Annotated in this window: 12 protein-coding genes and 1 pseudogene; 9 read left to right on the forward strand and 4 right to left on the reverse strand. The window is 68.4% G+C overall.

Annotated features, from left to right (window positions below; all coding sequences use genetic code 11):
- Window position 1 precedes the first annotated feature (1 nt).
- The 3 genes from ABT061_RS09250 to ABT061_RS09260 all read left to right on the forward strand — a co-directional run bounded on the left by ABT061_RS09250 (window position 2) and on the right by ABT061_RS09260 (window position 3,141).
- Window positions 2-151 carry a hypothetical protein gene (locus tag ABT061_RS09250; protein ID WP_350914436.1) on the forward strand — a complete coding sequence of 50 codons (150 nt, stop codon included), beginning with the start codon at window positions 2-4 and terminating at the stop codon, window positions 149-151.
- 588 nt (window positions 152-739) lie between these two features.
- The gene (locus ABT061_RS09255; protein WP_350914438.1) at window positions 740-2,491 is read left to right on the forward strand and encodes a phosphatase PAP2 family protein; all 1,752 of its coding nucleotides are present in this window, start codon (window positions 740-742) and stop codon (window positions 2,489-2,491) included.
- A 95-nt stretch (window positions 2,492-2,586) separates the two neighbouring features.
- Window positions 2,587-3,141 carry a DUF6529 family protein gene (locus ABT061_RS09260; RefSeq protein ID WP_350914440.1) on the forward strand — a complete coding sequence of 185 codons (555 nt, stop codon included), beginning with the start codon at window positions 2,587-2,589 and terminating at the stop codon, window positions 3,139-3,141.
- Between the two features lie 83 nt (window positions 3,142-3,224).
- On the opposite strand, the gene ABT061_RS09265 is transcribed toward ABT061_RS09260, so the two are convergent.
- Window positions 3,225-5,201: a hypothetical protein gene (locus ABT061_RS09265; protein WP_350914443.1), complete on the reverse strand. Its 1,977-nt coding sequence runs from the start codon at window positions 5,199-5,201 to the stop codon at window positions 3,225-3,227.
- A gap of 290 nt (window positions 5,202-5,491) precedes the next feature.
- Between ABT061_RS09265 and ABT061_RS09270 the strand changes: the two are divergent.
- From ABT061_RS09270 to ABT061_RS09290, 5 genes and pseudogenes are all read left to right on the forward strand, one after another.
- A pseudogene (locus ABT061_RS09270) lies at window positions 5,492-6,577 on the forward strand (ABC transporter ATP-binding protein); the annotation flags it as partial.
- A gap of 181 nt (window positions 6,578-6,758) precedes the next feature.
- Entirely contained in the window at window positions 6,759-7,421 is a 663-nt protein-coding gene (locus ABT061_RS09275) for an ABC transporter permease (protein WP_343973111.1), read from the forward strand.
- A complete protein-coding gene (locus ABT061_RS09280) occupies window positions 7,418-7,549 on the forward strand; it encodes a hypothetical protein (RefSeq protein ID WP_350914445.1) in 132 nt (43 codons plus the stop codon). The genes ABT061_RS09275 and ABT061_RS09280 overlap by 4 nt, the downstream gene beginning before the upstream one ends.
- Window positions 7,546-8,217, forward strand: a complete 672-nt coding sequence (locus tag ABT061_RS09285) for an ABC transporter permease (protein ID WP_326829379.1) — start codon at window positions 7,546-7,548, stop codon at window positions 8,215-8,217. Before ABT061_RS09280 ends, ABT061_RS09285 begins: the two co-directional genes overlap by 4 nt.
- A gap of 36 nt (window positions 8,218-8,253) precedes the next feature.
- Entirely contained in the window at window positions 8,254-9,177 is a 924-nt protein-coding gene (locus ABT061_RS09290; protein WP_350914447.1) for an ABC transporter substrate-binding protein, read from the forward strand.
- A gap of 184 nt (window positions 9,178-9,361) precedes the next feature.
- Here the strand turns inward: ABT061_RS09290 and ABT061_RS09295 are convergent, their stop codons facing one another.
- Both ABT061_RS09295 and ABT061_RS09300 read right to left on the reverse strand, forming a co-directional pair.
- Entirely contained in the window at window positions 9,362-9,808 is a 447-nt protein-coding gene (locus ABT061_RS09295; RefSeq protein ID WP_350914450.1) for a hypothetical protein, read from the reverse strand.
- A gap of 56 nt (window positions 9,809-9,864) precedes the next feature.
- Window positions 9,865-10,506 carry a dihydrofolate reductase family protein gene (locus ABT061_RS09300; RefSeq protein ID WP_350914452.1) on the reverse strand — a complete coding sequence of 214 codons (642 nt, stop codon included), beginning with the start codon at window positions 10,504-10,506 and terminating at the stop codon, window positions 9,865-9,867.
- Between the two features lie 152 nt (window positions 10,507-10,658).
- On the opposite strand from ABT061_RS09300, the gene ABT061_RS09305 reads away from it, so the two are divergent.
- Window positions 10,659-10,841: a hypothetical protein gene (locus tag ABT061_RS09305; RefSeq protein ID WP_350914454.1), complete on the forward strand. Its 183-nt coding sequence runs from the start codon at window positions 10,659-10,661 to the stop codon at window positions 10,839-10,841.
- A 238-nt stretch (window positions 10,842-11,079) separates the two neighbouring features.
- On the opposite strand, the gene ABT061_RS09310 is transcribed toward ABT061_RS09305, so the two are convergent.
- A complete protein-coding gene (locus ABT061_RS09310; RefSeq protein ID WP_350914456.1) occupies window positions 11,080-11,466 on the reverse strand; it encodes a hypothetical protein in 387 nt (128 codons plus the stop codon).
- Window positions 11,467-11,523: the final 57 nt, after the last annotated feature.

The following is an 11,523-nucleotide window of genomic DNA, read 5'->3' on the forward strand; positions in this document are numbered from 1 at the left end:
TGTGAAATGGCGGATCATTAAAATGGCGATGACGCGGCTTGATGACGGTGTGCGGGCGGTTGGGCGCACCGCCTTGACATATGTTTCCACCCCATCGCAACCAAAAATCGATCATTTTCTCGGCGCGGTCGCGCTGACCCGGCTCGCGTAGCGTTGTTCGCGGCGCACGTTGCCGTTCCATTGTTCTCCGACCCCTGAGGCTTACGGTAATCGGGTACTGCGGCTGTGGAATGAGCGCTCCGGCACTCTGAATTTGCATAGGGCTTTGCCGCGGCAATGTCTACGTGCGCTTGCTGTCCGCTACGGTGGAGAGTGTGACGGTATGGAATGTTTGATTACCCGGCACCGAGGGCGCCCTGTTGTAGTGACCCGTGAGCAGAAAACTCTCGCCGTCGGCCGACCGATCGGGAAGTGTCTTCGTTCGGAAGAGGGGTCTCTGCGTTCAAAGCTCGAACCGGCGAACACCGCTGACGAAGGGGGTCGTTCCCCATGAAAAAACAGCGAGATTATGACTTCTGGTTACGTCTTTCTTTGCGGTGCTTTTCGCCATGACTGGAGCGGCTTCCACAAGCCAAACCAGCGACGCAGGCTCCACGGGCCGGCACGGTAACGGCCGGCCCGGCCAAATCCCGACTGGGTTAAGGACGTCGGCCCCCGACACGGTCGGCGCCGGTTGGCGAGGAAACGCTGAAGTGGCCTGTCATCTCTTCTCTCCCTGCTACCTGACAGGAGGAGGATCATGAGGATGTTCGCGCTTCCAGAGCCGCGGAGAACCCAGCGGCGGCCTGTGCTCGCGCTCGTGGTGGCCGTCTTGACGATCGGCGCCCAGGGCGCCGCAGCACCCGCCGCCCAGGCCGCCCCGCTCGCGACCGCGAACGCCGTCGAGGGGGCGCCGCAGGGCAACGTGGTGATCGAGTGGAACCGGACCCTGCTCAACATCGTGCGGACTCCGCACGCGCCGCCGACCACCGTTCACCCCACCCGCAGCTTCGCCATCATGAGCGCGGCCGTCTATGACGCGGTCAACGCGATCAGCCGCGCTCACCCCCTCTACGGCACCGGCTTCACCGCCCCGCAGGATGCCTCCCGTCCCGCCGCGGCCGCGACGGCCGCGCACGACACCCTCACCGCCCTGTACCCGGCGCGGAAGCCCAGCCTGGACCGGCAACTGGCCGCCGACCTCACCGGCATTCCCGACGGCCGCGCCAAGCAGGAGGGCATCCGGGTCGGTGCCCAAGCGGCCCAGGCCATCCTTACCCTGCGCGCGCATGACGGCGCCGACGCCACCCCGCCGCCCTACACCAGCACCGGAAAACCCGGCGACTACCGGCCGACCCCGCCCGACTTCGACCCACCGGTGTTCACCCACTGGGGCAAGGTCACCCCATTCGTGCTCCATACCGGCGATCAGTTCCGCCCAGCCGCGCCCCCGGCGCTGGCCGGCCCGGTCTACGCGGCCGCCATCAATGAGGTCAAGAGCATCGGCGCCGCCCACAGCACGACGCGTACGGCGGAACAGACCGCGACCGCCAAGCTCTGGGGTGCCCCCATCCAGAACTACTGGTACAGCATCGGCCAACAGGTCGCCCTCGCGCGCCACAGCGACCTCGACCAGTCGGCGGACCTGTTCGCCCTGCTCAACCTCACCATCGCCGATGCCACCATCGGCGTCTACAACGCCAAGTACCACTACCGGTTCTGGCGGCCGATCACCGCCATCCGCTCCGCCGCAGGCAACCCGCGGATCAAACCCGACCCCGCCTGGACCCCGCTTATCACCACCCCTCCCGACCCGTCCTACCCGGGCATGCACAGCGCGATCGGCACGGCCGCCGCCACAGTACTCGCCGGCTTCTACGGCGACCGCAATGTCTTCACCCTCACCTCACCCACCGCGTCCAGCGTGACCGAGACCTACACCGACTTCAGCGCCGCCGCGACCGAAGCCGGGCTCAGCCGCATCTGGGCGGGCGTGCACACCCGGATGGACCACCAGGCCGGCAACAAGCTCGGCACCACCATCGGTCGCTACGTGCTCAGCCAACTGAAGCTCGCCCCGGCCACACCGGCTTCCCCGACCGCGAAGCCCCCGGCCGGTAGCGGCCCGGCCGGCAGCGGCCTTGCCGCAGGCGTCACCGTCGAGGTCCGGGACTCCAAGCTCGGCAAGATCCTCACCGACGGCCAAGGGCGCACGCTGTACCTGTTCGAGACGGACAAGGGCACCAAGTCGACCTGCTACGGCGCGTGTGCGATCGCCTGGCCGCCGCTGGTCGCCACGGGCAGGCCGCAGGCCGGCAGCGGCGCATCCTCCGCCCTGCTCGGCACCACCGCCAGGACCGACCACACCACAGAGGTCACCTACAACGGCCACCCGCTGTACTACTACGTCGGCGACACCAAGCCCGGCGACACCAGCGGGCAGGGCCTCGACTCCTTCGGCGCCAAGTGGTACGTGCTCAACCCGCAGGGAAACAAGATTGACACGGGCTGAGCACCGTCGGTCGCCATGAGTCACTACACGGGCAACGCTGAGCGGGCTGTTGCGAGAGCGCCGACGGCCGGGAGCACGGGAGGGAGCAGAGGAACATGGGAGCAGCACGGACGATGTCACCCCGCCCGGTCTGGCTGCGGCCGGCGATGGCCGCCGGGCTCGCCCTGGTCGTGGCGGCGGCCTTGTACGCGTTCGGCCGGATACACACTCCGGACTACGCCAGCAGCCTGTTCGGACGCCGTGGCGACGACGCGAACCTGCTGAAGGCGCAACTCGGCACCGCCCTGCTGGGCCTGGCCCTCTACCAGCTCATATTGGCGCTGTGGATGTACCGGCGGCTACCCGGGGCCGGTGCCGCCCCCCGCCCGGTACCCCTCGCCCACCGCATCGGCGGAGCCGTGCTGTTCGTGCTCTCCCTCCCCGTCGCCTACCACTGCATCACCGCCTACGGAGTGCAGCTGGACAACGCCCGGGTCGCCCTGCACTCCCTCGCCGGCTGCTTCTTCTACGGCGCATTCGCCGCGAAGGTACTCCTCGTCCGCAGCCGGTACCTACCCGCCTGGGCGTTGCCGGTCGCCGGTGGCACCCTGGTCACCCTCATCGCGATCCTGTGGTCCTCAGCGGCACTCTGGCAGCTGACCCAGCCGTAGCCTGGCGGAGCTCCCACGGCGGTTCCAGCGCCGACCTACGGAGATCAGGTCCCCGAAGGGCCGGCGAAGGAATCAGGGCGGCTTCACGGGGTTGTGATCATTGGTACCGCGAAGAAGACGATCATGGCGATCGCCACCGCGATGATGAAACCGATCACTTCCCAGGCCCAGTCGTGGTGGGAGACCTTCGTCGGTGCCTTGTGTCTGCGTGCCGCCCGGCGGCCCGCGCGCCTGCGGGATCCGGCCCGTCCGGAAAGCCGGAGCCCGGTCTCCGCCGTCCCGGCCTCACCGGTCTCCGCCCCGGAATCGCCTTCCTGCGCGGTCGTCGGCTCGCTCCACTGCGCGTCGTACGACGCCGGGGTGTGCTCCTGGGGTGCGGTGTAGTTCGGAGGCACGGTGTGCGGCGGGGCGTCGTCCGGCTCGTCGGCCCGCATGATCCAGCTGGGCAGGCGCAGCTGGGCACGGCCCGCCGGGGTGCTGAGATGGTCAGGCCGGGGAGACCAGGCGGGAAGGGCCGTCGAGGTCTCGTCGGCCTGAGCGTCTGTTCCGGTGCCGGTCTCGTTGCCGGTCTCGATGTCGGTCTCGGTGCCGGAGGGAGCGGCGTCCGTGAACCAGTTGACCGCGGGCGTCTGAACGGGGTCGGCGGCCCAGGTGGGCATCGGCGGCTGCACGCGACCGGTTTCGGGGTCGGGGGCCGGTGCCGGTGTGGCCCAGGTGGGCATCGGCGGTTGTGCGCGACCGGTTTCGCCGTCAGGAGTCTCCACCTGTGCGGACCTGACGGGGAAGAGAGGCCGGTGGCGCTCGGCGTCGGAGAGGGCGTCGAGCTGATCGGTCTGCAGGGGCCAGCCGGGGAGCGGGTGCGCGGTGGGGTGCGCGGTGGGCACATCGTCCAGCACATCTCCCGGCACGGGTCCGGGAGCCGGGGCGATCGTGAGGGGCGTGCGAGGGGCCTCGGCGGACGGAGCCCCGGGCGTCTCGACGGGCGTGGGATCGGCGGGCGGATCGGCGGGTGCGGCCTCGGGGCGGGGCGCGGCGGCGACGAGCCTGTCGGTGTAGACGCGGGCCGCCCGCGCCTCAGGGGTGAGCGGGCGGAACAGATTCTCCCGTACCGGGGCATCCCCGGGGGCGCCCTCCAGCACGTCCCCCGGAATGGGCGCCGACAGCGGTGCCGCCCGGCGCGGTCTGGGACGCTGGAGCCGGCGGCGCGGCCGCAGGGCCGCGGTGTCCAGAGCGGTGAGCACCGAGTCGCCGAGCCTGGGCAGCGGTTCGGTGCTGGCCTCGTGGGTGGAGACCGTGCCGGGGTCCCTCGGCGCGAAGGGGTCCGGGAAGCGGTCGCCCGCCATGTGGTCCGGCACCGGGAAGGCCGGGGCACTGGTCTGGGCGCCGTTCTCCGGAGACGGTGGCGGCCAGGCGGGTGACGTCGGCCACAGTTGCCTGACCAGCGGGGACGTTGATCGCCTGGCGACGGGAGCGAGCGGTGCCCGCGGTCCGAGCACGGCGGCGCGCAGCCCGGAGGGAGGGGTGGCCCAGGGAGCGAGGACGAGCACGTCGCGGACCGGGGCGACGGCGAGGGCGCCGAACACCTCCGTCAGGTGCGCGGGGATCCGGGCCGAGGCCAGGGCGGCGCCCAGCGACTGGGCGAACCTGCGGCAGGCGCTCACCGTCAGCTCGTCGGCGGTGTCGACGGCCACGTCGAGCACCCAGGACAGCTCGGCGGCGTTCATCTCGCAGACGCCCGACAGGTACAGCACCTCGCGCTGGTGGGTGCGCAGCTCGCTCAGCACGCGCTCGACGAGGGCGGGGACGGGGTCCAGGCCGGTGACCGGGGGCGAGTAGACGATGTCGCGCAGGAAGATCTCGCGGCGGGCGAGCGCGTACAGCGCGGCGCGCGGGGGGTGGGTGTCCGTGACACTGGACAGAACGGTCACCAGGACGTCGAAGGCCGAGTCCGCGCTGCCCAGCTGGTCGTGGGAGTAGGCGTACAGCCCTGCTGCGTGGCGGTCGTAGAGCTCGGCGATCAGTTCGCCGCGCGAGCGTTGACCGAGGAGCGGTTGGGTCACGGGACCGGCTTCCTCTGGTGGTTCGTCGAGCGTGGTGAAGAGCTGGGGCGGCTGTGAAGCCTGTGACGTACGGTGCCAGAGGGATCAACTCCAGCAATGTGGGTAATCATGTCAAGTCATGGGCACCTCCCGCACTACCGAATGCCCTTTTGGTGAGAAATACACATGTCGATCTACCGGACAAAGCCGGGAAGACAGATCGGAGAAGTGGGGCATAGGCTGACTTGGGCCAGATCAGGGAGGCGGCCGGGGCAGGGAGGCCGTAACCCGGCGAAAACAAGAGGTTGCGCATGATCACATTCAACGGTGTCACCAAGCGCTACGCCGACGGCACCGTAGCGGTGGACAGCCTGAGCCTTGAGGTGCCCACCGGGGAGATCACCGTCTTCGTCGGCCCCTCGGGGTGCGGCAAGACGACCTCCCTCCGCATGATCAACAGAATGATCGACGCCACGGAGGGCCAGATCCTCCTGGACGGCGTCGATGTCAAGACCATAGACCCGCCGACACTGCGTCGGGGCATCGGCTACGTCATCCAGCAGGCCGGGCTCTTCCCGCACCGCAAGATCGTCGACAACGTGGCGACGGTTCCCCTGCTGCTCGGCTGGGAGAAGAAGAAGGCCCGTGACCGGGCGATGGAACTGCTGGAGCGGGTCGGGCTCGATCTGAAGATGGCCGACCGCTACCCCTTCCAGCTCTCCGGCGGCCAGCAGCAGCGCGTCGGCGTGGCCCGCGCGCTCGCCGCCGACCCGCCGGTGCTGCTGATGGACGAACCGTTCAGCGCGGTCGACCCGATCGTCCGGACCAGCCTGCAGGAGGAACTGCTACGGCTCCAGGCCGAGCTGAACAAGACCATCGTGTTCGTCACCCACGACATCGACGAGGCGGTCAAACTCGGCGACCGGGTGGCCGTCTTCCGCGTCGGGGGCCACCTGGCCCAGCTCGACGACCCCGCGACGCTGCTGGCCAGGCCCGCCGACGACTTCGTCCGCGAGTTCCTCGGCCGCGACCGGGGCATCCGGCGGCTCTCGTTCGTCTCGGACGAGGGGGTACGGCTCCGCGCCGACCTGCTCGTCCCGGTCTCCACCGACGCCGACGCCGCGTCGGCCTCGGCGCGCGCCGCCGGCGAGCCGTGGCTGGCCGTGGTGGACGCGGGGAATCGGCCGCTGGGCTGGGTCGCGGTCAAGGACCTGCCCGAGTCGGGCAGCCTCGCCGAGGTGGAGCTCGCGCCGTACGGGACGTTCGTCAGCGGGCGTGACTCGCTGCGCGGCGCACTGGACGCGACGCTGCTCTCCCCGTCGGGCAACGCCGTCGCGGTGGACGGCGAGGGCAGGGCCGTGGGCGTCGCCACCCGTGAGGCACTGGACGAGGCGCTGGCCGTGGTGGCGGGAAGCGTCGGCGGATCGGTGCCGGGTTCCCGCTCCGCGGGGGGCGCGGGAGGTTCCAGCGGGTCCGCGGCGGGCACGGGAGGTGCCGCTGGATCCACCGGAGGCGCGGCCGGATCCGCGGCGGACGCGGAAAGCGCCGGTGAGGGCGCGGGAGGCACGGGGGACGCGGGTGAGTGAGGAACCCCTGGTCCGCTGGGACTGGATCGGGCGCAACTGGCCCACGATCCAGGGCCTGCTGGAGGACCACATCGTGATGGCGCTGGTCCCGATCGTCGTCGGGCTGCTCATCGCGCTCCCGCTCGGGCTGGCCGGAGTCCGCTGGCGCTGGCTCTACCAGCCGACCGTCGGCGTGATGAACGTGATCTACTCGCTCCCCTCGCTGGCCGTCTTCATCGTGCTCATCCCGGTCACCGGCCTCGCGACGCGGCTGACCGTGATGGTCCCGCTCACCTTCTACGCCATGGCGGTGCTGATCCCGGCGGTCGTCGACGGGCTGGGCTCGGTCCCCGACCACGTGCGCCAGTCCGCAGTGGCCATGGGCTTCACCCCGCTGCGCAGGCTGCTCCAGGTCGAGTTGCCGATCGCGGTGCCGGTCGTGCTGGCCGGGCTCAGGGTGGCCACGGTCGCCAGCGTCAGCCTGGTCAGCGTGGGCGCGCTGGTCGGCAGGGGCGGGCTCGGCTACCTGTTCATCGACGGCTGGCAGCGGCAGTTCTACACCCCGATCGTGGTCGGCATCGTGCTGGTCGTGGTGCTCGCGGGCGTCGCCGACCTGCTGCTGATCCTGGCGCAGCGCCTGCTCACCCCGTGGTCGCGGGCAAGGGGGTCCGCGTGAATCGGCTGATCGACCTTTTCGGTGACCCGGCCGGTGCGGTGCCCCGGATCTCCGGTCGCCGCCTCGCCGGAGTCGCCAAGCGGTCCGGCGGGACTCCCATCACCCCGTGGACGAGGGGGGTCGCGTGAACTGGCTGATCGACTTCTTCGGGGACCCGGTCAACTGGTCGGGACCGGACGGGATTCCCGTCCGGCTGCTCGAACACCTGGAGTTCGCCGGGCTCTCGCTGCTGCTGGCCATGCTGATCGCGCTCCCGCTGGGGCTGCTGATCGGCCACACCGGCAGGGGCGCCCTGCTGGTGGTCTCCATCGCCAACGCGGCCCGCGCCCTGCCGACGCTCGGCCTGCTCGTCCTCATCGTGCTGCTGATGGGCGTCGGCACCATCCTGCCGGTGCTGATCCCGCTGGTGGCGCTGGCCGTGCCGCCCATCCTGGTCAACACCTACGAGGGCATCCGCGGGGTGGACCCGGACCTGCGTGACGCCGCGTACGGTATGGGACTGCGGGGCGGGCAGGTCCTCGGCCGGGTGCTGGTGCCGGTCGCGCTGCCGCTCATCCTGCTCGGCCTGCGGCTGGCCGCCATCCAGGTGGTGGCGACCGCGACGGTGGCCGCGTACGTGGGCCTGGGCGGCCTCGGCCGCTTCATCATCGACGGTCTCGCGACCAAGAACTTCCCGAGCACGATCGGCGGAGCGGTTCTCGTAGCACTGCTGGCGCTTCTCGTGCAGCTCGGGTTCACCCTGGTACAGCGCGCAACGGTCTCCCCGGGGGTGAGCGAGCGCCAGACCATCCGATAGTCTTCATTACCCCCCGTTTTGGAAGGGAATAGCACCATGAAGCGCCTGTTCAGCACCGCGGCGATCCTTCTGTCCGCGGCGCTCACACTTACCGCGTGCGGCGGCGGAGATCCCCTCACCAGCGCGTCCCCGGCTCCCGCCGAATCCGGGTCCGCCTCCGAGCCGGCGGCCGCCGGGAAGGTCGTCATCGGGTCGGCCAACTTCCCGGAGAACGTCCTGCTGGGCGAGATCTACTCGCAGGCCCTGGCCGCCAAGGGCGTCCAGGTCGAGGAGAAGTTCAACATCGGCAGCCGCGAGGTCCTGTACGACCAGGTCAAGAGCGGTGGCCTGACCATCCTGCCGGAGTACATCGGCTCGCTCCTCGCCTTCGTCGACAACACCGCCACGGCGAAGTCGAAGGACGACGTCGTCGCCGCGCTCAAGGAGAAGCTCCCGGCCGAGCTGGAGGTCCTGACGCCCGCCGCGGCCGAGGACAACAACTCGCTGACCGTCACCAAGGAGACCGCCACCAAGGAAGGTCTCACCACGATCGAGGACCTGGTCAAGGTCGCCAAGAACTACGCGGTGGGCGGCCCGCCGGAGTTCAAGAGCCGCCAGGAGAAGAACTTCAAGGACACCTACGGCCTGGAGTTCAAGGAGTGGAAGAAGACCGGCGACGCCACCGCCGACGCCATCAAGGACGGCACCGTCCAGGTCGGCAACGTCTTCACCACCGACCCGAAGATCATCATCAATGACCTGGTCTCCCTCCAGGACAACAAGAACGCCTTCGCCGCGGAGAACATCGCCCCCCTGGTCAACAAGGCGGGCGTGAACGACACGGTGAAGACCACCCTCGACGCGGTCTCCGCCAAGCTCGACACCGCCGGCCTGGTCGCGCTGATGAAGCGTGTCGCGGTCGACAAGGACGACGCCGAAGCGGTCGCCAAGGACTGGCTCACCCAGAACGGCCTGCTGTAGCCGTTTCGCCCAACCGGCCCCGGACGTCTCGTCCGGGGCCGGTTCGCGTTCTTGGAGAACGAGGGCTGGAGACCGCTTCTCGGCCCGGGTCCTGCGTTTGGTGGAAGGTCGGGGGCACGGCGAGGGCGAGTGGGGATTCGGGGCCGCTCACCGATGAAGGCGAAATGGCCTTGAGTATAATGAGTTATCTATATAAAACTACTATTTCAAAAGCGCGACTCAATTGTCGATCCATGATAGATAGGTGTGCAGATCGCCCGTTCACTTCTTTGCTAATCTGTGCTATGCAGGCTATGCAATCCTTGCTCGGCGGATCTATCGTCCCCCATCCCTGTGCTCGGAATTTTCGGAGAATTTGATCAATCGATATTGAGCGATCAGCATGGAATGTCAGGTAGACTCCGTCGGCTCCCGAGTCGCAGCTGTTGTTTTCAACAACTGTTTCTGAGATATCTGGTGGCAGGAGTGCCGTGGTGGCCTTCTTAAGCTCCTCGGCATCCTTGTTCGCTGCGGCGATACACTGCTTCTCGCGGGCAAATTGATCGCCGCAGCCGGCTGTTCCGAAAGAAGTCAGGATAATACAAGCCGCCAGAGAGTAGATTTTTATATAGCGGTAATTTTTGCTCAGCATGAGCGGCGCCTCTCGACGGTCACTAGCGGCGTGGTCGCCACCGATAAGGTCGTTGTTCAGCTCGAGCCGACGCCGCGGTCTTCGCGCCGCATGTCCCCGGCGCTGGGGGTCCCCGCACCGAGGCCGTAACGCAGGAGCACGGCGCCTTTGGACGAGACGACGGGCGGCTCGAGGAGCACCAGGTTGGCAGGCACCGCACCGCCGTCGAACACCTTCTTGCCGACGCCGAGCACGATGGGGAAGACCCACAGGTCGAGCCGGTCGAAGAGGCGCTCGTGCAGGAGGGTCTGCACCAGGTTCAGGCTTCCGATCACGTGGATGTGCTCATGCTTGTCACGTATCTGGTGCACGGCGCTCACCAGGTCGGGTCCCAGCTGCGTCGAGCCCGCCCAGCCCAGATCCGGGTTGCCTCGCGAGGCGACGTACTTCGGGACGCTGTTGAACAGCGTGGCGATCCCGCCATCGACGCCGTCGACCTGGTTCGGCCAGAACGCGGCGAAAATGTCGTAGGTCTTGCGGCCCAGGAGCAGGGCGTCCATGCCCTCCATTCCGGCACCGACCTGCCGCCCGACCGTCTCGTCGAACAAAGGCGCCTGCCATCCCCCGAACGGAAAGCCGTCAGGGTCCTCCTCGGGATCCCCCGGCGCCTGGCCAACCAGGTCGAGCGTCGCGAACAGGTCGATGTGGATCGTGCCCATGGTGTTCTCCTTCTTGTGTTCCGGTACGGATATAGACCGGCGTCCGGCGCGAACTCATCGAACGATCGCCGAGGACCCGACCAGCGATCGACACGTATCTGATGGATGAGTGTGGCCACACCCAAACGAGCTCACCGCGCGCCCCTACCGGGGTGACAACCCGGCGGAGGATCGGGGGCCACGCGGCGATCCCCGAGATCCGCCGCCAACTGGAGCGCTACGACCTCGACTCCGAATGGGTCGGCGAGGTGCGGTCGCTGTCCGACCTGCGCGCCGCGACCGAGCACGCCTGCCGACTGCGGATTTTGAAACCTTCGGCCTTCGGTACGCCATGAGGGGTCTTTGTGTGCCAGTGGAGGTAGCCCGGACCCAGCTTGAGTAGTGGTTGCGTGGCTTCATCGGAGGCGCTCGGCGTATCCAGATCGACTTCTGCTTATTCAGGGGCATGCCGCACGGTGTGCCGCTGCTTTCTCGGAGGCTGGTTTACAGCCGTACGGTGGCCCGCCGCAGCACGGGATTCAACCTGAGGATCGACATCATGAGCACGAGAAACGCGATGAACACGCGAAGCCGTCAGCAGACTTCCTGCACCGTTCGGGCTCTGAAGTCCGCTTCCTTCATCTTCTCTCCCAAATCCGTCAGGACGGTGTCGCTGCCGGCCATGTCAGAGGAGATGGCTCGACGACTCGCCTGGACCCCGGTCACCCTTCTGCTGAAGGACAACTCCAGGCCCAGGGAGTCGGGCAGCGGGGAGACGAGCGGAACCTTCACCTGCTCGAACTCCTCCGATGCCCCTACAGTGATCCGGCCGCCTTCGCGAATGCTCTTTACCGGCTTGGATGCCTCCCACAGCACCCGGTGGGTCGCGTAGTCCAGGACCTGGACCGATGTGACCTGCTCACCCGGGCAGAGCGGCGCGAAGTACTGGAGCCTGCCGTCGGCGCTGAGACCCGTTGCCACGGCGCGGGGCAATGGATCACCGAGTGGGAGATACGGCCCCTCCCCGCATCCGGCCAG

The sequence above is a fragment of the Streptosporangium sp. NPDC002544 genome, assembly GCF_040295965.1.
Lineage (GTDB): Bacteria > Actinomycetota > Actinomycetes > Streptosporangiales > Streptosporangiaceae > Streptosporangium.

Bases quoted from the DNA above. Each gene is read 5' to 3' on its own strand.
- ABT061_RS09255 (WP_350914438.1), top strand. From the start codon at position 740: ATGAGGATGTTCGCGCTTCCAGAGCCGCGGAGAACCCAGCGGCGGCCT.
- ABT061_RS09260 (WP_350914440.1), top strand. From the start codon at position 2,587: ATGGGAGCAGCACGGACGATGTCACCCCGCCCGGTCTGGCTGCGGCCG.
- ABT061_RS09290 (WP_350914447.1), top strand. From the start codon at position 8,254: ATGAAGCGCCTGTTCAGCACCGCGGCGATCCTTCTGTCCGCGGCGCTC.
- ABT061_RS09295 (WP_350914450.1), bottom strand. From the start codon at position 9,808: ATGCTGAGCAAAAATTACCGCTATATAAAAATCTACTCTCTGGCGGCT.
- ABT061_RS09300 (WP_350914452.1), bottom strand. From the start codon at position 10,506: ATGGGCACGATCCACATCGACCTGTTCGCGACGCTCGACCTGGTTGGC.